Here is a 22,293-nt window from a genome sequence, read left to right on the forward strand (position 1 = left end):
TGCGATTACTCCTCGCCGTAGTACTTCTCGACCAGTCGCGCGGCCGCCTCGGCCGTCTTCCGGTAGTCGCGGTCGCCGTCCGGCGTCCGAACCGCGTACTCGTAGTGCCGACTGCTCGGCACGTACCACTTCTCGGGGAAGTCGTCGAGGACGTGCTGCGGGTCGCCGTTCTTCGGCGCGCCCGCGCCCGCCTCGACGACGGGTTCGGTGTCCTCGCCCTCATCCTCGTCCGCATCCTCAGTCGCCGCGCCGTCTCGGGGAGCCATCACCGACGGGTCGGACTCCACGAGGAGCGTCTCGGGCACGTCGGGGTGGGACGCCGAGATACCGCGGTGGACGCCGGGCGTGTTCGACGCCGCGAGCGTCTGCTCCATCAGAATCTTCTGCATGCTAATCTCGTGGCCGTCGCCCGGGTCGCGCTGGTCGTAGGTGCCGTCGGCGTGCATCTCCCACGCCTTCCGGTTGTCGGCGAAGCCGAGTTCCAGGATGAACCGCAACTGCTCGCGGATATCGGTGTCCTCGACGGGCGCGACGGCCTCGACGCGCTTGTCGAGGTTGCGGGTCATCCAGTCGGCGGAGCCGATGTAGTAGTCCGGGTCGCCCGCGTTCTCGAAGTAGAAGATGCGGGAGTGTTCGAGGAAGCGGTCCACGACGCTCCGGACCGTGACGGTCTCCGAGACGCCCTCCAGACCGGGGCGGAGCCGACAGATGTCGCGGACGAGCAGGTCGATGTCGACGCCGGCCATCGAGGCCTCGTACAGTTCCTCGACGATGCCGGGGTCTTCGAGCGCGTTCATCTTGGCGACGATGCGGGCGTCGCGGCCGGCGCGGGCGTGTTCGGCCTCCCGGCGGATGCACTTCGTGAACTCGTTTCGCATCGTCACGGGCGCGATGAGGAGCTTCCGGAACTCCTCGTCCAACGAGGGGCCGGTGAAGAAGTTGAACACCTTCACGAGGTCCTGTCCGATGTCGCGGTCGGCGGTGAGGACGCCGAGGTCGACGTAGCCCTTCGCGGTCCCGGAGTGGTAGTTGCCGGTGGCGACGTGGGAGTAGAGGCGGACGCCGTCTTCCTCCTCGCGGACGACGAGCGCCGTCTTCGTGTGCGTCTTCAGCCCGATGGTGCCGTAGGCGACGTGGATGCCTTCCTCTTCGAGGCGGCGGACCCATTCGAGGTTGTTCTGCTCGTCGAACCGCGCTTTGAGTTCGACCATCGCCGCGACCTGCTTGCCGTTGTCGGCGGCGTCGATGAGCGCCTCGATGATTTTCGAGTCCGACGCCGTCCGGTAGATTGCGGCCTTGATGGCCAGCACGTTGGGGTCGTTGGCGGCCTCGTCGAGGAACTCTTGGACGGTGTCGCCGAACGAGTGGTACGGATGGTGCAACAGCACGTCCTTGCGGCGAATCTCGTCGAAGATGGTATCGCCGTCCTCGGCGGCTGTCTCGGGGGGAGACGCGCCCGAGCCGATGCCCGCGTCGGTCGCGTCGAGGTCCGAAAACCGCGGGTGCGGCTGCGGCGTCCACGACTCCAGCGAGAGGTCCGGGCGGTCGAGGTCCGTGAGGTCCATCAGCTCGCGGTAGTCGAGCGGCCCGCGGAGTTCGAACACCTCGCGGTCGTCGAGGTCCAACTGCTCGACGAGGAGGTCCCGCGCGGCGTCGGGCGCGTCGGCCTCGATTTCGAGGCGGACGACGGTGGCGAAGCGGCGCTGTTCGAGCACCTCCTCTATCATGTCGATGAGGTCCTCCGCGACCTCCTCGTTCCGGCGAACCTCGGCGTTCCGGGTCAGCTTGAACACCGCGGTGTCGACGACCTCGACGTTCGGGAACAGGAGGTCGAGGTTGGCGCGGATGACCTCCTCTAAGAGGACGTACCGAAGCTCGTCGCCGTCGGTCTCGACTTCGACGAGTCGCGGGCGGTTCTGCGGAATCTTCACGCGCGTGAACGTCTGGTCGCCGTCGTCGTCGCGGGTGACGACCGCGAGCGAAAGCGAGAGGTTCGAGATGAACGGGAAGGGGTGCGCCGGGTCGAACGACAGCGGGGTGAGCGTCGGCAACACCGAGAGTTCGAAGTAGTCGCGCATCTCCGCCCGCTGGTCGGGCGTCAGCTCGTCGTAGTCGCAGACGCGGATTCCCGCGTCGGCGAGCGCCGGCCGAATCTCCTCGCGGTAGCACGCCGCCTGTCGCTCGAACATGGGGCGGGCCTTGTCGATGGCCTCCTCCCACTGCTCGCGGGGCGTCCGGCCGTCGGTCGTCCGCTCCGTCACGCCGGCGTCTATCTGCTGTTTCAGCCCGCCGACGCGCTTCATGAAGAACTCGTCTAAGTTCTTCGTGAAGATGGAGAGAAAGCGGACCCGTTCGAGAAGCGGGTTCCGTTCGTCGAGCGCTTCGTTGAGCACGCGGGACTGGAACTCCAGTTCGCTCAGCTCGCGGTTAAGATAGTACTGCGGGGCTGCGAGGTCGATATCGGCTGGCGACTCGTCGGTCATTGGCATCGAATGGGCATCGAAGTGGCGGCAGTTGTTCGTCGAGAGCGGCCGCGGGGCGGTCGGCGGTTGTACGAGAGGGAAACGGGGTGAAATCTATTAAGCGGTTTATATTGTTTCGCCGTCTGTCTACGGTTCAGTAAATTGTACTATGTACAGATATATAACACTAATAGCGCCGGAGGGAGTCGCGTCGAGTCGGGCGCGGACGCCCCGCGAAACGAGACGCTGAAGGGTTCCCGCGGAGAACGTCGACCGTGAATCAGACGGCGCACGTCGTCCTCGTCGGCTACGGCGAGGTGGGCACGAAGAGTTCGAGCGTCCGGGCGAAGATGGAGGCTAAACTGCGGACGAACCTCCAAGCGGTCCTCGACGACCGCTCGCTCTCGGGCCGCGTCGAGCGGGAGTGGTCCCGCCTGCTCGTCCGCGACGCGGCCGACGCCGACGCCGTCGCGGCCGCCTGCGCCGAGGTGCCGGGCGTCGTCTGGGCGCGGCCCTGCGTCGCCTGCGACCCCACTCTCGACGACATCGTCACGGTCTGCCGAACCCTCGCGTCCGACCACCCCGACGGGGCGAGTTTCGCCGTCGACGCCGACCGCGTCGGCGACGCCGACCAACACGAGTTCACAAGTTCCGACCTCGAACGCGAGGCCGGGAGCGCCGTCGTCGACGCGACCGGCGCGCCCGTCGACCTCGACGACCCCGACCGAACCTACCGAATCGAGTGCCGCGAGGAGACGGCCTATCTCTCCGTGCGGCGGTTCGACGGGCCCGGCGGACTCCCGCTCGGGACGCAGGGGCGAGCCGTCTCCCTCGTCTCCGGCGGCATCGACTCGCCGGTGGCGACGTGGGAGCTGATGCGCCGCGGCTGCGAAATCGTCCCCGTCTACGTCGACCTGGGCGACTACGGCGGTGCGGACCACCGCGCGCGAGCCATCGAGACGGTGCGGACCATCGCCCGCCGCGCCCCGAACACGGACATGCGGGTCCACGTCGTCCCCGCCGGCGACGTGGTCGAGCGACTGATGGAGACCGTCGAGGACACCCGGATGCTCTCGCTTCGGCGCGCGATGCTCGCCGTCGCCGCCGAGGTCGCCACCGACGAGCACGCCCACTCAATCGTGACCGGGGAGTCGCTCGGTCAGAAATCGAGCCAGACCGGCGAGAACCTCGCCGTCACCGAGGCCGCGGTCGACTACCCCATCCACCGCCCGCTTTTGACCCGCGACAAGACCGATATCGTCGCGGCCGCCCGCGACCTCGGCACCTACGACGACTCGACGCTCCCGGTCGGTTGCGAGCGCGTCGCCCCAAGTTTCCCCGAGACGAACGCCTCGCTGTCGGCCGTCGAGGCCGCGGAGCCCGACGACCTGTTCGACCTCGCGGTCGAGGCCGCCCGCGAGCGGGTCGTCGTGTCGCCCGACGGCGAGTGAGCGCGGGAGCGCGGAGTGGAGGCCGAGCGCACATTCTGAACCCGGTTGTCACCAGCCTCACCGAGACACGATACCGACGCACAAACGGACCGTGCAAACGACCAACATAGTCACGATTCTTCAAACGTTTAGATTCGTTTCGAATGAACAATTGCACAAAAATGGCTTTATTTACCGTGAGCGCTAGGGTTCTCTCATGTCGAAAACATCGCATCCCGGTCACGGCCATCCCGGCCCCGAGTGGCGCGTCAGCCACCGGGCGTCGCGGACCGACTGGAGCGACACCGTCGAACGGTGCGCGGCCTGCCGCGCCCGCGTCGACATGAGCGAAGCCCACTACCAGGTCCTCCTCGAGCGAGACATCGATCAGCCCGGTAAGATAACCCTCGAACGCGAGCGCGTCGTCTTTTGCGACGAGTCCTGCGCCGCCGAGTGGGAATCGACCGCCTGAGTACCGGAACCGCTTTACCGAGTCCGGACCCTCCCTCTCGACGTGACGCAGGTCTGTATCGTCGGCGCGGAGGACGTCCACCTCCAGTACGAACTGCTGTCGCGCGACACCGCCCGCGCGGCGCTTTCGACCTACGACATCGCAGAACCGTTCGACAACTCGCTTTCGGTCGATACGGTCAGTCTCGGCGCAGCCGTCTCGCTTCTCAACGATCTCAACTGGTATCTCGTCCGGTTCGCCGACTTCTCGCTGGTCCGCGAGCCCTCCGTCTCGGCCGACGAGTGGCTCTCTCGCGACCTCGCCCGACAGATTCGAGACGGGAAGGTCCAGCCGGAAGACACCGGCGACCACCTCGCCATCTACGGCGTCGAAGACGGTCGCCTCGTCGAGCCGATGTACGTGACGCGCGTCGACGGCTCGGTTCCCGACTACGACCTCAGAGACGTGGAGCGGACGCTCGTCGTCAGAGTCGCGGAAGACGAGTTCGGTCGGTGAGAGCCGGCCGTCGAGAGACCGCTATTCCTCGGCGTCGAACATCCCGGTCGACATGTAGCGCTCGCCGGAGTCCCAGAAGACCGTCACGACGAGCGGTCGGTCTTCCTCGTCCGCGTCGGGGTCGGCGAGTCGCTCGGCGACGCGCTTGGCCGCGAGGAGCGACGCGCCCGACGACTGACCGACGAGGATGCCTTCCTCGCGGGCGAGGCGACGACACTCGGCCTCGGCCTCGGCGAGTTCGACGATTTCCACGTCGTCGATGAGGTCGGTGTCGAGGTTGGGGCTGACGAAGCCCGGCCCCATCCCCTGGAAGTCGTTGTTTCCGACCTCGTGGCCCGAGAGGACGGCGCTCTCGGCGGGTTCGACGCCGACGACGCGCATCGAGGGGAACTCCTCGACGAGGCGGCGGCCGTTGCCCGAAATCGTGCCGCCGGTGCCGATGCCGGCGACGAGGGCGTCGATGCGGCGGTCGCCCACCTGTTCGAGAATCTCCTCGGCGGTCGTTCGGTAGTGCGCCTCCGGGTTCGCCGGGTTCTCGAACTGCCGGAGCTGGTACATGCCCTCGGCTTCGAGTTCGTCGGCGCGGTCCTTCGCGGCGGAGATATCGCCCTCGACGAGTTCGATGGTCGCCCCGTAGGCGCGCATGATTTCGCGGCGCTCGGGCGACATCGAGTCCGGCATGACGATAGTCAGGTCGTAGCCCTTCGCCGCCGCGACGACGGCGAGTCCGATACCGGTGTTCCCGGACGTGGGTTCGACGAGGTGGTCGCCCGGCGAGATGTCGCCCGCCTCCTCGGCCGCCTCGACCATCGCCAGCGCGGGGCGGTCCTTCGCCGACCCGCCCGGGTTCTTCGACTCTATCTTCGCCGCGATTGTCGACCCCTCGGGAGAGTCGACGCGGACCAGCGGCGACCCGATAGCGTCGAGGATACTGTCGTCCATCGACCCTCCGTTGACGGTGCGACACTAAACGACTGGCGGAGGCGGACGATACGGCCACCGTCTCGGGGGCGTACGGGACCGTCCACCGAACCGTCGCGCCACCGCCGAGCGCGGGCGGCGAGCCCCGCCGCGAGCGCACCCGTTAAATCCGCTCGCCCGGTACACCGGCGCATGGCCGAAGCCGAGACGCTCGAAACGATGCAACCGAACCCCGCGTGGGACGCGGCCTCTTACCCCGACGTGGTCGACGCCCTCGCGGCCGAAGAGTACACGTTCAAGGTCTGGGGCGGCGACTGGTGCGGCGACTGCCGCGGACAGCTTCCCGACTTCGCGGCGGCCCTCGACGCCGCCGGCGTCCCCGCCGAGCGAATCGACCACTACCCCGTCGAAAAGGCCGACGACGGCTCGAAAGTCGGCCCGCTCGTCGAGGAGTACGACATCGAACTCATCCCGACGGTCGTCGTCGAACTCGACGGCGAAGAGGTCGCCCGCTTCGTGGAGGAAGAAGACGTTCCGATTGCGGCCTACCTCGCAGAGCGGCTCTCGAACTGAGCGTCTGTTCCGGTTCTTCGTTTTCTCGAACTCACCCAATTCGCCCACGCAGTCGAATCCCCCGAGTCAATCGAATCCCGCCGAAACCGTGATAGGACACCCGCGGGTACGGCGATGCGATGCGACGAGCGCAGCTGTCTCGGGAGTCAACAGATGTCTGAGAAGCGCAGCGGAGACCGCGGTGAGCGCCCGGACAACGGGGAAGAATCACGGCGCTATCACCTCGACAGCGACGACTACCGCCGCGACCTCGTCCCGGTGTTCGCCGAGGCCGTCCCCGTCGCAAGCGCGGTTCGGGCGGAACTCGACGAGAGATGCCTCAACGGGGAGTACGGAGAAGACGGCATCGAGCGATGCTCCAGTGCGCTCGCGGCAGTCGACGCGCTCGACCCCGAGCGCCCGGACGGCGGAACCCGCGTCTTCTCTCTCGACCGCGACGGCGAGGATGCGCTGTTCGCGCTTCTCGACGCCGCGACGACGATGGTCGGAGAGCACTTCGTGTTTCGCCTCGCGCTCCTCGACGACCGCGGCGACGACCTGCTCACGACGATTCCCCACGAGTCGATGCTCTGGGGCGAGTCGCCGCCGCTCCCCGAGGCGGTCGTGGCGTCGATTCAGGAACTGCTCGCCGACCGGGTCGGTGTGTTCGTGGCGTCGCTGGTCCACGAGCGCTGGGAGACCGACGACCACGCCTACCGCTTCGACACCACGGCAATCGTGCAATCGACGCTGGACGGGCGGCGGAGTCGGACCCACTGTTCCGCGCTCTCGGCGCGGCGTCTCGACATCGTCGACGAAACGACGCTCGTCTTCGACACGCCGACGGGTGAGAAAGTCGTCCCGTGCGTGACCCGCGAGCGCGCCGAGCGAGTCGCAAAAACGGTTCGGTCGTTGCGGCGGCGGTACGACGGAACGCGGCTCTGAGTCGGAAGCGCCGTCTCAGTCGTCTTCGGCCGCACCTGCGGGTTCGCCCGCCGTGAACCACGCCAGCGCCTCGTCGAGGTCGTGGGTCGGCGCGGAGCAGGTGAAGTTCTCGCAGGCGTAGACGGTGGGTTCGCCGTCGGCCATCTCGCGGCCGGCCCAGATTGGCGGGGCCTCGTCAAGTCCGAGTTCGTCCAGCCACGCGTCGAGTTCCTCGTCGGTGCCGGGGCGACGGGAGACGACGAGGCCGGGGAGGTACCGCGAGGCGAGCGTCTCGCGCCACTCGTCGGAGACCTCGTCGGCCGCGATGGTGAGTTCGGGGACGCCGCTGGCGGCCTTCTCGGCGGCGAGCGCGAGCGAGACGTGTTCGAGCGGACTGCCGCGGACGCGGTTGGCGAACGAGCCGAGGACCGCGTCCGCGACGTCGCCGAAGTCGGCGTCCGGCGCGAACTGTTCGAGGTCCAAGAACAGCGACGTGGCGACGCCGAGGCTCGACGGCGTGGACTGGTCGGTCGGCTCCTGCGGCCGGGTGACGAGCGACTCGCCGCTCTCGGGGGTGAAGTAGAGCGTGCCCGCGTCGGCGTCGTAGAACTCGCGGCGGGTCGCCCGCGCGAGGTCGAGCGCGAACGAGAGCGGGGCGAGGTCGCCGGTGGCCTGATAGAGGTCGAACGCGCCGCGCGCGAGGAAGGCGTAGTCTTCGAGGTAGCCGTCGCCTTTCACCTCGCCGTTCATCACGCGCCGCGAGAGCGTCTCGGTCTCGTCGTCCCAGAGGCGCTCGCGCACGAAGTCGAGGGCGCGGCGGGCGTCGGAAGCGAGCGAGTCGTCTTCGAGGACGACCGACCCCTGCGCGAACGCCGAAATCATCAGGCCGTTCCAGCCGGCGAGCACCTTCTCGTCGCGGGCGGGGCGCTCGCGCCCCTCCCGGGCGGCGAACAGGGCTTTCCGGGCCTTTTCGAGGCGGTCTTCCACCTCGGATTCGTCGAGGTCGTACTCGTCGGCGAGTTCGGCGGTCGTCGCCGAGACGTTCAGGACGGTCGTCTTGTTCTCGAAGTTGCCGCCGGGCGTGACGCCGTAGCGGTCGCAAAAGAGGTCGGCGTCGAGTTCGGGGAGGAGGTCGCGCACGTCGTCGGGCGTCCAGACGTAGAAGGTGCCCTCCTCGCCGCCGGACTGGGCGTCGAGGGTGGCGAAGAAGCCGCCGTCGTCGTGGGTGAGTTCGCGGCGGACGAACTCGAACGTCTCGGCGGCGACGGTCGCATAGGACTCGTTGCCGGTGAGTCGGGCGGCGTCGAGGTACCGCGAGGCGAGGCCGGCCTGGTCGTACAACATCTTCTCGAAGTGCGGGACGGTCCACTCGCGGTCGACGCAGTAGCGGTGGAAGCCGCCGCCGAGGTGGTCGCGGAGGCCGCCGTTGGCCATCGCGTCGAGGCTCTGCCGCGCCACGTCGAGCGCTTCGCGGCGACCGGAGACGGCGTAGCCGCGGAGTAGAGCGTCGATACGTCCGGGTTGGGGGAACTTCGGCCCGTCGCCACCGAAGCCGCCGTGGTCGCGGTCCGCACCGCGGAGAGCCGCCTGCACAGTGCTGTCGAGGACTTCCGAGCCGGGGGCTTCGCCGGGTACGTCGGGCGTCTCCTCCAGTCGGTCGGTGATGGCGCTCGTCCACTGCTCGGCGCGGTTTGCTATCTCGTCGCGGTCGGTCCGCCACGACTCGGCGAAACTCTCGACGAGGTCGCGGAAGCCGGGCGCGCCGCGGCGGGGCTCCGGCGGGAAGTACGTGCCGACGAAGAAGGGCTTGCCCTCGGGCGTGAGCCAGACGGAAAGCGGCCAGCCGCCGCCGCCGGTGACGAGTTGACAGATGGTCTGGTAGATGCGGTCGAGGTCGGGGCGCTCCTCGCGGTCGACTTTCACGGGGACGAAGTGCTCGTTGAGCACCTCGGCGATGTCTGGGTCCGAGAAGCTCTCGTCGGCCATGACGTGACACCAGTGGCACGCCGAGTAGCCGACCGAGAGGAAGATGGGCTTGTCCGCCTCGCGGGCGGCGTCGAGCGCCGTCTCGTCCCACGGTTGCCAGTTGACCGGATTGTCCGCGTGCTGGCGGAGGTACGGGCTCTGCTCCTCGTCGAGTCGGTTGCGTCCCACCGGGTCGGACATGCGTCGCAGTCGGCGCTCCGGGAACTAAAGCGGCGTGGAGACGGCCGACGCGGCCGACTCGGGGTGCGGGTGGGACAGCGGGTCTCCCTCGTTGGCGACCGTGAATAACCACAATCGTGCCTATTTCGCCGCCGATAAAGAGCAATCTTTACACTCCCGTGCGCAGGGTATGCGACCATGAGCGAGACCGTCCTTCTCGTCGGCGGCGGCGGCCGCGAGCACGCGATTGCCCGCGCGCTGGCCCCCGACTGCGACCTGTACGCCTGCGCCAGCAACCGAAACCCCGGCATCGCCGCCCTCGCCGAGGACTTCGAGACGATTTCGGAGACCGCCGCCGAGGACATCGTCGCCTACGCCGAGTCGGTCGGCGCGACGCTCGCGGTCGTCGGCCCCGAGTCCGGCCTTGCGGCGGGCGTCTCCGACGCCCTCGACGACGCCGGCGTCTACACGTTCGGCCCGCAGGCGGCCGAAGCGCGCATCGAGACGGACAAGGCGTTCCAGCGGCAGTTCATGCGCGACGAGGAGATTCCGGGCAACCCCGACTTCGCCACCTTCGACGACATGGAGGCCGCCTGCGACTACATCGACGACTACGACGGCGACCTCGCGGTCAAGCCCGCGGGCCTCACCGGCGGCAAGGGCGTGAAGGTCATCGGCGACCAGGTGACGCCCGAGGAGGCGAAGGCGTACCTCCGCGACTCGGACTACGAGCGCGTCGTCCTCGAAGAGCGCCTCGTCGGCGAGGAGTTCACGATTCAGGCGTTCGTCGCCAACGGCGAGTTCCGCGTCAGCCCCGCCGTGCAGGACCACAAGCGCGCCTACGAGGGCGACGAGGGGCCGAACACCGGCGGCATGGGAAGCTACACCGACGTGACGCCGTCCCTGCCGTTCATGGCCGACGGCGACTACGAGGCCGCCGTCGAGGTCATCGAGGCCGTCGTCGAGGCGCTCCCCGACTACAAGGGTATCCTCTACGGCCAGTTCATGCTCACGACCGAGGGCCCGAAGGTCATCGAGTTCAACGCCCGCTTCGGCGACCCCGAGGCGATGAACACCCTGCCGGTCCTCGAAACGCCCTTCATCGACGTACTCACGGCCGCCCGCGAGGGCGAATCACTACCCGAACTCGACTTCGCCGAGGCCGCGACGGTCTGTAAGTACGCCGTCCCCGAGGGCTACCCGACGGACCCCGAAGCCGGCGCGGAAATCACGGTCGAAGTGGACGAGGACGCTGGCGCGCTGCTGTTCTACGCGAGCGTCGACGACCGCGAGGACGGCCTCTACACGACGACCTCCCGGTCGTTCGCCGTGGTCGGCGTCGCCGACAGCATCGCCGAAGCGGAGGAGCTCGCGGAGGATGCGCTCGCCGACGCCGGCGAGGGCTTCCACATCCGCCACGACATCGGCACGGCGGCGCTCGTCCAGCGCCGCATCGACCACATGGCCGAACTCCGCGGCGAGTAAGCGGCAACCGACCCGGCGAGACCGATGTTCTAGTTCTCTCGTCGCCGCCGCGGCGAGGGCGCTTTTACCTCCGCGGCCCAATCGACGGACGTGACCGACGACGATGCCGCACCGGCGGACAGCGACGCCCGCCGACACGACCGAATCCAGCACCACCCGACGCCCGGCCCGCGGAACTCGCTGCAGTACTGGACCGACGCCAAGCCCGTCTGGCGCGTGATGCTCAACTACGTGTTCGTCCTCGTCGCCCGCATCGCGCCGTCGCTCCGGGTCAGAAACTGGGCGCTCCGGCGCATCGGCGTCACCGTCGGGGCGGGCGTCTCGTGGGGCCTCGAAGCGACCCCCGACGTGTTCTGGCCGGAACTCATCACCATCGAAGACGACGCAATCATCGGCTACGACTCGGTCATCCTCTGTCACGAGTTCCTGCAGGACGAGTACCGGACCGGCGAGGTCGTCGTCGGCGAGCGCGCCATGATAGGCGCGAAGGCGACCATCCTGCCGGGCGTCCGCATCGGCGAAGGCGCGCAGGTCGCGGCGAACTCGCTCGTCACGCGTGACGTGCCCGCGGGAGAGACGGTCGCCGGCGTGCCCGCGAGACCCATGTCCGGCGACGAGACTGACGGAGCGTAATCGGTCGTCGTCGCGGCCCGCGGCCCGCGGTCAGTCGTCCACCGTGGACTGTTCCTGCAGACGGACGCAGAAGACCGCGCCCTCGCCGTCCTCGCGGTCTTCGACCCAGATGGTGCCGTTGTACGACGAGATGACGTTGTCGGCGAAAAAGAGGCTGATACCCGTGCCGTGGTGCAGTTGGTCGTACTCCTCGCGGCCGAAGATGAGGTCCCGGTGCTCCTCGGGGACCCCCGGGCCATTGTCGGCGACGCGGACGATGACGAAGCCGCCGTCGCGGTCGGCCGAGACTTCGACCCGCGGCGTCTCCTTGTCGTTGTGCATGACCGCGTTTTCGAGCAGACACTCGATGGCCTCGCCGAGGAGGTCGTCGCCGATGACCTCGACCTCGGGGAACGACCCGAACTCGAACTCGGCGTCCGGGAACTCTATCATGGCGTCGACGATTTTGTTGTTCAACACCACGTCGAGGCGGACCGGGTGGTTGGACACGTCGTGGGAGCGTTCGAGGTGCTCGCGGAGGTCGCGGGCGCGCTCGGACTTATGGACGATTTCGAGGACCTTCTCCTGGACGAGGTCGAGTTCCTCCAGCGCCTGCTCGTCGTCGATTCGGCTGGCGACCTGCTGGGTGTAGCCGTAGACGACGTTGAGTTCGTTCCGGAGGTCGTGCCGGAGGAGGCGGTTGAGCACCTCCGAGGCGTTCTCGTAGCGGCGCTGTTTGGTCGTGTCGACGAAGAAGGCGAGAAACCCCTCCACGTCGCCGTCGACGACCATCGGGCTGGCGAACCCCTGTCCGTAGACGACCTGCTGGTCTTTCCGCCGCGCCATGAACTCCCCGGACCACGTCTCGCCGGCGATCATCTGCTCGACGATTTCGTAGTATATCTCCTCGTCGGCGGCGATGAGTCCGACCGACTCGCCGACGATGTCGTCGTAGTCGTAGCCGAGGAACTCCAATCCGGCGTCGTTAATGTCACGAAAAGCGAAATTCGTATCCGCAATCAACATGGGGATATCCGCACTTCGGAAAGCCTCGCGATACAGTTCCGGGTCGGTATCCTCCATGTTCGGTCTGCAGAGATAATTCTACCACCAATACTTATTTTCGGCGGTCGTTTCACCACCGAAAATGTATCAGTTGTATTTCACTAACGGTGTTCGTTTATGCCTGGTTTATGACCCCTTTATGACTCGTCTCTGAGGTCGAACAGCCGTTGGTAATAGTGTGCGACGATGTCGATTGCGGAAGAAACATCGCGCTCGGGGCTCTCTCGGACCCACTCGTCGTGACGGGTGACGCCGACGACGAAATACTGTGCGAGGTTATCGACGGTTTCGCCGTCGGCCGAGGGGGCCATCCGTGCGACTTTGATGCGGTGGGCCCGCCGAGCGACGGTCTCCCAGCCGTCGACCTCCTGTCCGTGGAGTCGCCAAAATCGGGTGTGGAGCGTCGCGTATTCCGGGTTTATGTCGAGTTCGTCACAGACGGTACCGAGGAGTTCTCGAACGTCCCGCCACCGCGGGTCGTCGTTTATCGCGTCCGGTTCGGAGTCGGCGGGAACGGACGAGACGAACGCTCCGGGTGGGACGTCGTGTTCGAAGCAGGCCTCGAAGGCGTCTCGGTTTTCGATTTCGTCCTGGAGGAAGAGCGCGCGCATGAACAGTTCGCCGGCGCGCTCGGCGCGCTCGGCGGGAACGTCGGGAAACTCGGCGACGAACGCCTCGGACATATGATGTACCGCACGCTCCGCGGCGGTCATCGCGGCGTCGAAGTCGCAGCTGAGAAGATGTGTCTCCCGCATATCCTGAAAGTGAAACCCTCGAAGTAGCGTCTCTGCAACCTCAAACGCTCGGGTTGAGGGGGCAGTAACGTCGAGGGTGGGGAGGTTCTCCGTCATCGTCTTCAGGGGGAGCCGATATGAGACAATCTTCGGACCACTTCTAAACTGTTATGGTAACGGTATGACAAAATTTCCGAAAACATCAGTCGTCGAGATTGTTTACCTATCGAACACGGCCGACGCCCTTGTCGAGGACACGGGCATTCGGGATGACGAACTCAGTGTCCTCGGATTCGACGTGGGTGACGAACATATCGAGTTCCTGAACGACGCCGCTGACCTCGCCGACGACGATTTCATCGCCGATGCTGTACGGTTGGGTGAAAAGGAGGTACGTCCCCGCCGCGCCCGAGCGGAGTAGGTCGCGGAACGCGACGGCACTGAGCACGATGAGCCCCAGCATGTACGACGCGAGGAGGACGATGAGCGCGAGCGTGGCGACGCCGACCTGCGAGAGCGCGACCAGCGTGGCGAGAAAGAAGACGGTGTATTTGGCGAGCGACGGGAGGACGTTCACCTGCGGGAGTTTGACCGCGCGGAACCGCTCGGCGACGAGGAGTTCGACCTTGTCGCCGACGACGACGCCGATGATGAGGACCAAGATGGCGATGAACAGTTGCGGCAGGATGGCGATAACGAGCCCCCAGAAGCGGTCTGCGTAGTTGACCCCGGCGAACGAGAGAGCGGCGAAGACGCTGATGCCGAGGACGAAATACCGCGTCAGCCACGACAGGATTTCGACCGTCGATGTCTCGAAGTCGCGGGCGGTCCGCTCGAAGGCGGTTCCCTCGATGGCCTCGGGGACGCCGACGCTGATGAGGAGTCGACGGACGAGCGTCCCCGCGACGTACGCGAGCACCAACCCGAGAAACAGGATAGCGAGCACGCCGAGAAACCGGAGCCCGACTATCCGGACGATGTCGTCGACGGCGCCGCCGACCGTCTGAAGCGGGGCGGCAGACTCGAACGTGAATACGGGCGCGGACGCGGATGCTGCTGTGGACGCTGGCTCGGGACCGGCCGACGAGTGGACGAGGGACGCCGAAACGGGCCCCGGCATCTCAGTACGCCTCCGGGTCGATTTCGAGAATCATCTTGCCGCCTTTGAACGCCCGGACGAGTCCGTCGGACTCCGAGAGAACGATGGCGGTGGCGTTGGTGTCGCGGGTGATGGCGCCGCCGGCCATGTGCCGCGCGCCCAGCCCCTTCGGGATGTCGACGCCCTCCGCCGAGGGTTCGAGGTAGCGGTACGCCGAGACGATTTTCCCCGAGTCGGAGATGACGAACGCGCCGTCGAGCCGCGAGAACTCCTTGAGCATCACGTTGACGATGGGGTCGCCGACGTAGACGTGGGACTTCTCGAAGGGGTTGTACGAAAGCGGCCGCGACTTGTTCATCACCTTCCCCGCGTCGCCGACGATGAACAACGCGCCGACGGGTTCGCCCTTCTGCCCCTTCTTACCCAGTTCGATGGCTACCTCGAACACGTCGCGGATGACGCCGGGGTCCGCCCTGGAGTTCGCAAAGAGGTCGTAGATGCCCGACCGCATGTTCTCCTCGACGCGAACCCGGACGAGCGAGTCGAGGTCGCCGCCGAAGACACCGACGTTGCAGGCGATGGTATCTCCCGCTTCGACGATACTCTGTTCCATCGCGCCCTCGACGCCGAAGCGGATGCGGTCCTTGACGTTCTGGAACTGGAGGGGCAGCTCCACGAACGTCTCGGCTTCGACCGTGTTCTCCGGCGCGATGACCACCGTCGGAACGTCCGTCTCAGCGAACTGCTCGTAGTGGGAGTGACTCGGCGTGAACAGAAACAGCCCATCGACGTCCGCCACGAGGTCGCCCAATAACTCGGATAACGCCGCCATTGGTGGAGAGACACACCGGGTGAGAAAAAGGGTTGTGTCGCGTCTGACGCGTGGCGTGCGCGATTCGGCCGGTCGAAACCGGCGACTGATTCTCCCCGAATGGAGCCGAACGGAGCTTACTGCCCCAGAATCGGGGCTCTGAGCGCGGCGACTTCGTCGAGAATCGCATCGGCGTCTTCCGGGGCGACGCCGTTTTCGTCGAGCGCGGCCGCGAGGTGTTCGGCGATGGCGTCGAAGTCCTCGCCCGAGAGGTCGAGGTGGTCGTGGGCCGCCCGCATGTCGGCCCCGTCGTACTCGACGGGACCGCCCGCGACGGCGCTGATGAACTTGACCTGATGGGCGCGCTGTTCGACCATGTCGATGTCGTCGAAGTAGTGCGCGACCGAGTCGTCGGCGAGGACGCGGTCGTAGAAGTCCGAGACGACTGCTTCGACGGCCTCGTGGCCGCCGAGGCGAGCGTAGAGTGACTGCGCAGGCATTCGTCGGGGAGTTGGACGGCTCGGTGGTAATATTTCCTCCGAACGTATTCGGGGTGTTTAAGCGTGGAGTACGGGACTGCGGCGGGATGAGAGGGCGTTCTGTTTGAATCCCCCGCGTCTGGGTGGCCCCACAAGAGGTTTGACAGCCTGTTGTGATGTTGGTGATTAGAGAGATGCGTAACTCGACCTCTGTCGTGCTAACGACTCTTCTGATTATTCTCGCGGGGTGCTCGGGAATCGGGGCCCGCGACACGACGACAGCCGAAACGACGTCTCCGTCCGCGGCGACCACACAGTCTCCGACTGAGTCGACCTCGACGCCCGAGCGGACGGGGGCGCTCACCGACCGGACACCCGAGACCCGACTGTCACTCTATCCAGAGGCCGGGTTTACAGGGCGCGTTGCTGTCGCAGCCGGCGGTGAAGAGGTGTTCAATGAGACGCTCTCCGACGACGGTGGAAACGGCGGCCTCGACCTGACCGACCAGTTGCAGCCGACCCGCCAGACGGTCTCCGTCGCGGTGAACGGAACGGTGCAGTGGGAACGGCCGGTCGGTACCACGGAGTCGTTCGAACTCACCGTCCTTGAAAACGGGAGTATCGAGGTCCGCGAGCACACAATTCGATGACGAAGGCTCGGGCCCCGGAGTGGCGGTCTATCTGCTGTTTTCGAACTCCCCACTCCCCCCACTCGCCACGGTCTCAACGCTATCAGCGACGACGAGTTTCAACAGAAAGCGCGCGGGACAGGGTTCGAACCGGACCGAGACTCGCCGCGCTCGTCTCGTAGGGGTCGAACCCTTCTGCTTGCATACACGTCTCTCACGGTGTTCGAGACGGTATGCGCGGGACAGGGTTCGAACCTGCGAAGGTCTACACCACAGCGTCCTAAGCGCTGCGCCTTTGGCCACTTGGCTACCCGCGCGCAATCGGGCGACGCTCGCCCTTCGGCCTGACATTTCCCGCACCGATATATAAACGTCACGAGGGCTCGCCGCGGGGATTATGCTCCCGCGGCCGCAACGACGACCATGTACAGCGCCCGAGACCAGCGAGACAATCAGGAGTGGCTGGCCCGCATCGACGCCGCCGCCGACGGCCTCGAACTCGGTAGCGAGGCCCGCTCGTACGCCTCGGACATGTTTCTCACGCAGTTGCCCGACGAGGACCGCTCGAAGAAGGCCGTCGCCGCCGCCAGCCTCTACGCCGGCGCGCTCATCGCCGGCGAGGAGCGCTCGCAGACCGCCGTCGCCGAGGCCATGGATGTGTCGCGGCTCAGCATCCAACAGCGCTGGAAGGACCTCCTGCGGGAGGCCGGCTTCCGACCTCCGAGTTGGTAGCCGGTCACTCCGAGGAGCGCGTCGGTGCCATCCGCCGGGTCAAGACCGCGTAGGTCACCGCGACGGCGAGGATCCCGGCGACGAGGCCGGCCGGGATACCGACGAAGAGCGAGAAGAAAATCCACCGAGCGGCCAGCTCGGTGACGGCGATGCCGACGAGGACCGCGGCGACGACGCCGACGGCGAAGCTGGCGAAAAGCGGGTGTCGCATGGGCGACGATACGACCGTGAGCGTGAAAACTATTCGTCGCTCGGGGGCGTCCGACCGCGACCCTCGCGGTCGGGCGTGAGGTTGCCGTGGCGGTCTATCTCCCCGGAGACGATGCGGGTCGAGGAGATGCGCTCGCCGTCTTCGGCGGGGACGTGCTCGACGACCTCGATACGGAGGGGTTTGAGACCTTTCTCCTCTCGAATCTCGTTGACGCGCTCGCCGCCGCCCCGCGTCTCGGGCGAGACGATGAGGACGTCGAAGCCCTCCTCGGTCGCGATGCCGGTCGGTTTGTCGAGTTCGCGGACCTCGAACTCGCGGTCGTACTCCTCGGCGAGCGGTCGGAGTTCGGCTTCGAGGTCGGCCTTGCGGTCGTCGAAGGGCCGGACGTAGCGGTCGACGTGTCGCGTCTTCGGTGCGAGTTCGTCGCTCGTGAGTCCGACCGTGACATCACCCAATTCGAACGCTCGCTCGAACAGCGCGAGGTGTCCATCGTGGACAGGGTCGAACGTCCCGCCCAGCGCGACGTGCATACTCTCGCGGTGGGTGCGGCGCGACTTAAGCGGGTCGGGTTAGCCTAACGGACGAGCACCCGCGGCGAGCGAAGGGCCCCCGAAATCGAGCGAGTCACCGCAGCAGCCGGCAGACTGCGGAGCTACTCCTCGCGGACCGTAATCGTGACCGGTTCGGTCTCGTCGGTGCGGTCGGTACCGAGGTGGCGGTCGAGGTTGAACACGGCGTTCAACTGCTCTTGCACCTGTCCGGAGACGCCCTTCACGAGGTCGCTCGGCGCGATTGCGACGTACTCGTAGGGGTTGTTGCCCGCGCCGGAACTCTTCCGCTTGCGGCGCTCGACCGTCTCGTCGTCGGTGAGTTCGGCCAGCGCCTCCCGAACCGTACTGGGGTAGAGGCCGGTCCCCTCCGCGACTTCCTCGCTCGTCGAGTGGGGGTGCTGTCGGAGGTAGACGTAGATTCGCGCGCGGGTCTCCGTGTCGAGAATCCACGCGAGCAGGTCCACCAACCCATCGTCGAACTCGGAGACGGCGCAGTCGGCCGCGCCGCCCGAGTGTTCTTCGTCCGTCGACTCCGCGCTCCCCTCTGTGCTCTGGTCCGCAGACATTTGTGCTACGGCAAAGGTCAAAACTGGGGCGCTAAAAAATGTTTCCTGTCGGTCGTCGGCGTGCGACTCAGTCCAGCGTCAAGTGTTCGCACAGGGCGTCGAGCCCGGACTCCCCGTGAATCCGTCGCTGGACGGCGGTGCCGGATTCGGCGTCGAGAAGCGACCGGAGGCCGTCGACGCCGAGGCGGTCGGACTCGCTTTCGACGAACGATTCGAGGCTCACGACGCCCTCGGAATCCGGGGCGACGAAGTCGGTGTCTCGCCCGTAGCGGGTCGCGCGCCACTTGTTCTCGTCGAGGAGTTCCCGGCGGACCGTCGTTCCCGATTCGCCGGACTCGTAGCGGTCGGCGAGGTCCAAGACGAGCGCGTGGACGTACTCGACGAAGTCGGCGACGCGCTCGGGGTCGGTCTGGGCGTCGGGGGTGCGAATTTCGACCGTCCCGTGGCCCGTGTGGGGGCGCACGTCGTACCAGAGTTCGCCTCGGTCGTCTATCGAGCCGTACTCGACCATCCGGCGCTCGAAGCGCAGGAAGTCCTCGAAGTCGTTGAAGGCGGTCGGCATGCCGGTGTTCGGGAGGTTCTCGAACACCTTGGCGCGGGCGGAGGCGAGGCCGGTGTCGAAGCCGTTCCAGAAGGGGGAGTTCGCGGAGAGCGCGAGCAGGGGCGCGAGGTACCAGCGGAGTTCGTTGGCGACCCAGACGGCCTTGTCGGCGTCGTCGACGCCGACGTGGACGTGCAGGCCGGCGGTCGTATTCCGGTGTTGCGGGTACTGAATCCGGTCGAGTTGCGCCTGATACCGGGGCTTCGTCGCGTGGTCGAGTTCGCGCCACTTGGCGGCGGGGTGGAGCCCAGCCGCGGCGATGCGGTAGCCGTGGTCAGCGGCGTGGTCGACGAGCGCCTCGCGGACCGTCTCGACGGCCGCGCCGGCCTCGTCGGGGGCCTCGATGAGCGGCGTCTGCGTCTCGATAGTGAACTTGAACAGCTCGTGGTCGAGTCGTCCGGCGAGCGGTTCCGGAGGCTCCGGTCCGTAGACTAAGTCGTCGATACCCGAGGTGGGGCGGCCGTCGGCATCGACGATGTAGAATTCCTCTTCGACGCCGAGCGTCCCCATTCGGTCGAAGGCGTCCGCCGACCCTAGTTCCATCGCAACGGCGTAAGTTGCGCCGAATTAAAAACACCGTGGGAGCCGGCGAACGCGTCGCACGACCGCGGGCAAGCGAATCGGACGATAGTGACGGGCGAAAATCAGGTCTCTCGGAACGGTCGTCAGACGGAGCGATGACGGTGACGCCGCCGCCCGTCTACTTCGGCCGGGCGACGATTCCGAGGTGGTCGGCGTGGAAGCGGTCGAGACGGGCTGTGTCGAGGATTTCGTAAGCGGATTCCAGTTCGGCGACCACGTCGTCGAACACGTCGTCCGGCTCGGCGGTCACGTCCTCGCTCCGCGCCTTGACGGCCATCAGGAGCCGACCGTCGTCCGCGAGGAACTGTCGGTTGCGGACGGCGACGGTCGCCTGCCCGCGGGTCGCCACGTCCATGACGAGGCAATCGATGCCGGATTCGACCACGTGCGCGTAGGATTCGGGGTCGCGCGCGTCCTTCAGGAGCGGGAAGAGATTGGTGCGGTCCTCGGCGACGCCGACGAGGTCGCGGACGGGGCGCGGCGCGAACTCCACGGCGTAGGTCGGCCCGGCGAAGTCGGCGACGTGCGAGACGGTCGTTCCCGAGGCGGCCCCGAGGTAGAGGACCGACTCGTCGCCGACGAGACCCGTGTCCATCCCGAGTTCGAGCATCGCGCCGAGCTTCGAGCGCCCGGCGTCCCACGCGCGCCAGCCGTCGGCGTCCACGGGTTCGCCGTAGACCTGCGCGCCCCGGGTCGAGAGGCGCTCGCGGCCGCCGAACGTCCGGCGCTCGACGCCTTCGGGGAGGTCGGCCTCGGCCCCGGCGGCGGAATCGTCGCTCATTCGTCGGCCTCCTCGTCGGCGCGGGCGCGAATCGTCGCCATCCGGTCGGCGAGTTCGGCGTGCAGGTCCGGCCGGTAGTCGCCCGAGTAGTGGTCGATGCGCGCGGCGATAGAGAGCTTCCCGGCGAGCGCGCGGGCGGCCGACCCGCGGTCCTGCGGGCGCGTCCCGCGGACGTACTCGTGAGTGAAGATGACGCCGTGTTTGGGCGACGTGGCGCGGCCCTTCAGGTGCGCGAAGAGGGCGTCTTCGGCCCCGAGTACTTGGACCGTTCCGCTCGGTTTCTTGGCGAGGCTTTCGAGGCCGCCCGCAAGCGCGATGAGCCGCGCCGCGAGGACCGGGCCGGCCATCTCGGCGAGGTTCGGCGCGGTCGTGGGCGCGCGCTCTTCGATGAACGCCCGGAGGTCGTCGCGCTCGTCGAGCAGGTCCACCGCGCGGGTTGCGTAGGAGACGACGCGCTCTTCGGCGGCGGTCTTCGGGTCGCGGGCGGCGATGTCGCGGACGCCGTCGAGGCCGCGCGGGACGGTCTCGTAGAGCGTGCCGGCCCACTCGACGACCCGCTCGGCGAGTTCGTTCGCGGTCCGTTCGGCGTCGTCCATCGCGCGCACGGCGTGGGCGAGTTGCACGTCGTCGGCGCGCTCGCGCTCCGCGACGGCCTCACTGGCGGCGGCGAGCGTCGCCGAGCGGAGTTTGGCGTAGTAGTCGGTCTCGTCGGCGGCGAACCCGGCGTCGACGGCCTCGGCCGGCCAGTCGGCGGGGGCGGAGGCGCGGCCCGTTCGGACTCGCGTCGCCCCAGATTCGGGGTCGTCGGGGTCCGCGCCGGCGAACCATGCGTCTGTCATACTGGCGGATTGCGCCCCGTTCGGGTAAAAGGACACGGACCCGCGGGCGCGGTTCGGTGCTCATGGTACGCCGTGGTAAGTTTTAACACACCATGTCTCGTACGAATGCTCGATGGAACGCGCTTCGTACGTCTGTCGTGAGTGTCAAACGACCGTGAGCGCCGCGTCGTACCGCTCGACTTGTCCGGAGTGTAGCGGCGAACTGCGGCCTAGGTCCGTGACGAGCCGCCGACGCGCCGGAGATTGAACGACGCGCGCGGGTCGTCCGACCCGAGCGCCGTCCGCTCGCTCGCAGTCACGACCGACGACCTCGTGACCGCCCTCGAGGCGAACCGCCGGGGCGACGACCCCGTCGTCCTCCGCGTCACCCCGCCGTTCTACGGGCGGATGCGGGCGCGAATTCACCGAACCGGCGGCGAAGCCTCGGACTACGCCGACCCCGAGCCGATACACCTCGACCCGCGGGTCTTCGTCGGCGACGACGCCCCCGCGTACCCCGAACCCGACGAGACGCGGCCGGAGCCGTACGAGGTCGAAGCTCACCACGAGCGCCACACGGAGACGGTCCGAGCGTGGCGCTCTGCCGTCCGCGACCACCTCCGCGAGGCCGTCGCGCTCCCGACGGACGACGGTCCCCACGAGGTCGACGTCAAGTACCTCGGCTGAGCGAACCACTTTTTCCCCGCGGGGCACACCGTAGCGACATGAGCACCGACGAGTACCGCCGCGGGACGGCGGTCGAGCGCGAGCGTCAGCAGAAACAGCGCCCGGCGCGCGGCCGCTACCGCGGGGTGTTGCCGGTCATCTACGCCATCGGGTTCGTCATGTTCACCGGCGTCTCGCTGTACATCGGGCCGGAGCCGGCGTTCGCAGTCTACCTCGTCACCCACGTCTTCTACGCGGGACTCGTCCGCGCCGACATCAAGTCGCTCCGCGGGCAGGGCATCGACTGGGGCGCGTCGCGGCACCTCTGGTTCGGCGCGGCGTTCGCGCTCCCGTTCGTCGCGCCCGCCTACTACCTCTACAGCGGCCGCGTGATTCGCCGCGAAAACGAGTCGCGGAACCTCGATGACTGAGGCAGAAACCCGCGGACTGCTCCGCGAGGCCGAGCCGAG

Annotated in this window: 26 protein-coding genes and 1 tRNA gene; 12 read left to right on the top strand and 15 right to left on the bottom strand. The window is 67.2% G+C overall.

What is annotated here, in order from left to right:
• Positions 1–5 precede the first annotated feature (5 nt).
• Positions 6–2,483, bottom strand: a complete 2,478-nt coding sequence (gene ppk1, locus BN984_RS14730; RefSeq protein ID WP_049968527.1) for a polyphosphate kinase 1 — start codon at positions 2,481–2,483, stop codon at positions 6–8.
• A gap of 254 nt (positions 2,484–2,737) precedes the next feature.
• Here ppk1 and thiI point away from each other — a divergent pair, with 254 nt between their 5' ends.
• From thiI to BN984_RS14745, 3 genes are all read left to right on the top strand, one after another.
• Positions 2,738–3,913 (top strand): tRNA uracil 4-sulfurtransferase ThiI, encoded by a 1,176-nt coding sequence (thiI, locus tag BN984_RS14735; protein ID WP_049968528.1) that lies wholly within the window; start codon positions 2,738–2,740, stop codon positions 3,911–3,913.
• 196 nt (positions 3,914–4,109) lie between these two features.
• Positions 4,110–4,364 (top strand): hypothetical protein, encoded by a 255-nt coding sequence (locus tag BN984_RS14740; RefSeq protein WP_008093625.1) that lies wholly within the window; start codon positions 4,110–4,112, stop codon positions 4,362–4,364.
• Between the two features lie 42 nt (positions 4,365–4,406).
• Complete coding sequence (locus BN984_RS14745; RefSeq protein WP_008093626.1) at positions 4,407–4,859, top strand: DUF5804 family protein; 453 nt, start codon at positions 4,407–4,409, stop codon at positions 4,857–4,859.
• 21 nt (positions 4,860–4,880) lie between these two features.
• Here BN984_RS14745 and BN984_RS14750 read toward each other — a convergent pair whose 3' ends face one another.
• Positions 4,881–5,801, bottom strand: a complete 921-nt coding sequence (locus BN984_RS14750) for a PLP-dependent cysteine synthase family protein (protein ID WP_049968529.1) — start codon at positions 5,799–5,801, stop codon at positions 4,881–4,883.
• Between the two features lie 171 nt (positions 5,802–5,972).
• Between BN984_RS14750 and BN984_RS14755 the strand changes: the two genes are divergently transcribed.
• Both BN984_RS14755 and BN984_RS14760 read left to right on the top strand, forming a co-directional pair.
• Positions 5,973–6,353: a thioredoxin family protein gene (locus BN984_RS14755; protein WP_049968530.1), complete on the top strand. Its 381-nt coding sequence runs from the start codon at positions 5,973–5,975 to the stop codon at positions 6,351–6,353.
• Positions 6,354–6,506: 153 nt separating this feature from the next.
• Positions 6,507–7,277 carry a hypothetical protein gene (locus tag BN984_RS14760; protein ID WP_049968531.1) on the top strand — a complete coding sequence of 257 codons (771 nt, stop codon included), beginning with the start codon at positions 6,507–6,509 and terminating at the stop codon, positions 7,275–7,277.
• A 15-nt stretch (positions 7,278–7,292) separates the two neighbouring features.
• On the opposite strand, the gene BN984_RS14765 is transcribed toward BN984_RS14760, so the two are convergent.
• Positions 7,293–9,422: a thioredoxin domain-containing protein gene (locus BN984_RS14765; protein ID WP_049968532.1), complete on the bottom strand. Its 2,130-nt coding sequence runs from the start codon at positions 9,420–9,422 to the stop codon at positions 7,293–7,295.
• Between the two features lie 177 nt (positions 9,423–9,599).
• Here BN984_RS14765 and purD point away from each other — a divergent pair, with 177 nt between their 5' ends.
• Positions 9,600–10,886 carry a phosphoribosylamine--glycine ligase gene (purD, locus tag BN984_RS14770; protein ID WP_004976657.1) on the top strand — a complete coding sequence of 429 codons (1,287 nt, stop codon included), beginning with the start codon at positions 9,600–9,602 and terminating at the stop codon, positions 10,884–10,886.
• 90 nt (positions 10,887–10,976) lie between these two features.
• On the top strand, positions 10,977–11,519 hold the full coding sequence (locus tag BN984_RS14775; RefSeq protein WP_049968533.1) for an acyltransferase: 543 nt from the start codon (positions 10,977–10,979) through the stop codon (positions 11,517–11,519).
• Between the two features lie 30 nt (positions 11,520–11,549).
• Here BN984_RS14775 and BN984_RS14780 read toward each other — a convergent pair whose 3' ends face one another.
• From BN984_RS14780 to BN984_RS14800, 5 genes are all read right to left on the bottom strand, one after another.
• Positions 11,550–12,581 carry a sensor histidine kinase gene (locus tag BN984_RS14780; protein ID WP_049913452.1) on the bottom strand — a complete coding sequence of 344 codons (1,032 nt, stop codon included), beginning with the start codon at positions 12,579–12,581 and terminating at the stop codon, positions 11,550–11,552.
• A 119-nt stretch (positions 12,582–12,700) separates the two neighbouring features.
• The gene (locus tag BN984_RS14785) at positions 12,701–13,246 is read right to left on the bottom strand and encodes a hypothetical protein (RefSeq protein WP_181950701.1); all 546 of its coding nucleotides are present in this window, start codon (positions 13,244–13,246) and stop codon (positions 12,701–12,703) included.
• A 274-nt stretch (positions 13,247–13,520) separates the two neighbouring features.
• Positions 13,521–14,417: a mechanosensitive ion channel family protein gene (locus BN984_RS14790; RefSeq protein ID WP_008093641.1), complete on the bottom strand. Its 897-nt coding sequence runs from the start codon at positions 14,415–14,417 to the stop codon at positions 13,521–13,523.
• A gap of 1 nt (position 14,418) precedes the next feature.
• Positions 14,419–15,228 carry a diadenylate cyclase gene (gene dacZ, locus BN984_RS14795; protein WP_008093643.1) on the bottom strand — a complete coding sequence of 270 codons (810 nt, stop codon included), beginning with the start codon at positions 15,226–15,228 and terminating at the stop codon, positions 14,419–14,421.
• Positions 15,229–15,344: 116 nt separating this feature from the next.
• Positions 15,345–15,707, bottom strand: a complete 363-nt coding sequence (locus tag BN984_RS14800) for a group I truncated hemoglobin (RefSeq protein ID WP_049968535.1) — start codon at positions 15,705–15,707, stop codon at positions 15,345–15,347.
• Positions 15,708–16,135: 428 nt separating this feature from the next.
• Here BN984_RS14800 and BN984_RS14805 point away from each other — a divergent pair, with 428 nt between their 5' ends.
• Positions 16,136–16,336 carry a hypothetical protein gene (locus BN984_RS14805; protein ID WP_008093646.1) on the top strand — a complete coding sequence of 67 codons (201 nt, stop codon included), beginning with the start codon at positions 16,136–16,138 and terminating at the stop codon, positions 16,334–16,336.
• Positions 16,337–16,549: 213 nt separating this feature from the next.
• On the opposite strand, the gene BN984_RS14810 is transcribed toward BN984_RS14805, so the two are convergent.
• Positions 16,550–16,632, bottom strand: a tRNA-Leu gene (locus BN984_RS14810).
• 106 nt (positions 16,633–16,738) lie between these two features.
• Between BN984_RS14810 and BN984_RS14815 the strand changes: the two genes are divergently transcribed.
• Positions 16,739–17,047, top strand: coding sequence for a cyclin family protein (locus BN984_RS14815; protein ID WP_004976640.1), 309 nt, complete (start codon positions 16,739–16,741; stop codon positions 17,045–17,047).
• Positions 17,048–17,051: 4 nt separating this feature from the next.
• Here BN984_RS14815 and BN984_RS14820 read toward each other — a convergent pair whose 3' ends face one another.
• The 6 genes from BN984_RS14820 to BN984_RS14845 all read right to left on the bottom strand — a co-directional run bounded on the left by BN984_RS14820 (position 17,052) and on the right by BN984_RS14845 (position 21,178).
• Positions 17,052–17,258 carry a hypothetical protein gene (locus BN984_RS14820; protein WP_008093647.1) on the bottom strand — a complete coding sequence of 69 codons (207 nt, stop codon included), beginning with the start codon at positions 17,256–17,258 and terminating at the stop codon, positions 17,052–17,054.
• Positions 17,259–17,287: 29 nt separating this feature from the next.
• Positions 17,288–17,788, bottom strand: a complete 501-nt coding sequence (locus BN984_RS14825) for a phosphopantetheine adenylyltransferase (protein WP_008093648.1) — start codon at positions 17,786–17,788, stop codon at positions 17,288–17,290.
• A gap of 122 nt (positions 17,789–17,910) precedes the next feature.
• Positions 17,911–18,375: a winged helix-turn-helix domain-containing protein gene (locus BN984_RS14830; RefSeq protein ID WP_004976627.1), complete on the bottom strand. Its 465-nt coding sequence runs from the start codon at positions 18,373–18,375 to the stop codon at positions 17,911–17,913.
• A gap of 67 nt (positions 18,376–18,442) precedes the next feature.
• Entirely contained in the window at positions 18,443–19,519 is a 1,077-nt protein-coding gene (locus tag BN984_RS14835; protein ID WP_049968536.1) for a glutamate--cysteine ligase, read from the bottom strand.
• Between the two features lie 157 nt (positions 19,520–19,676).
• Positions 19,677–20,339, bottom strand: a complete 663-nt coding sequence (locus BN984_RS14840; RefSeq protein ID WP_049968537.1) for a fibrillarin-like rRNA/tRNA 2'-O-methyltransferase — start codon at positions 20,337–20,339, stop codon at positions 19,677–19,679.
• Positions 20,336–21,178 carry an NOP5/NOP56 family protein gene (locus BN984_RS14845; protein ID WP_008093651.1) on the bottom strand — a complete coding sequence of 281 codons (843 nt, stop codon included), beginning with the start codon at positions 21,176–21,178 and terminating at the stop codon, positions 20,336–20,338. Before BN984_RS14845 ends, BN984_RS14840 begins: the two co-directional genes overlap by 4 nt.
• Before the next feature lie 112 nt (positions 21,179–21,290).
• On the opposite strand from BN984_RS14845, the gene BN984_RS20135 reads away from it, so the two are divergent.
• From BN984_RS20135 to BN984_RS14855, 3 genes are read left to right on the top strand one after another with little or no spacing between them, the layout of a single operon-like run.
• Entirely contained in the window at positions 21,291–21,425 is a 135-nt protein-coding gene (locus BN984_RS20135) for a rubrerythrin-like domain-containing protein (protein WP_115819275.1), read from the top strand.
• Positions 21,422–21,844: a hypothetical protein gene (locus BN984_RS14850; protein WP_049968538.1), complete on the top strand. Its 423-nt coding sequence runs from the start codon at positions 21,422–21,424 to the stop codon at positions 21,842–21,844. The genes BN984_RS20135 and BN984_RS14850 overlap by 4 nt, the downstream gene beginning before the upstream one ends.
• 38 nt (positions 21,845–21,882) lie before the next feature.
• Complete coding sequence (locus BN984_RS14855; RefSeq protein ID WP_049968539.1) at positions 21,883–22,254, top strand: hypothetical protein; 372 nt, start codon at positions 21,883–21,885, stop codon at positions 22,252–22,254.
• Positions 22,255–22,293 lie beyond the last annotated feature (39 nt).

Source organism: Haloferax prahovense, from assembly GCF_000723845.1.
Lineage (GTDB): Archaea > Halobacteriota > Halobacteria > Halobacteriales > Haloferacaceae > Haloferax > Haloferax prahovense.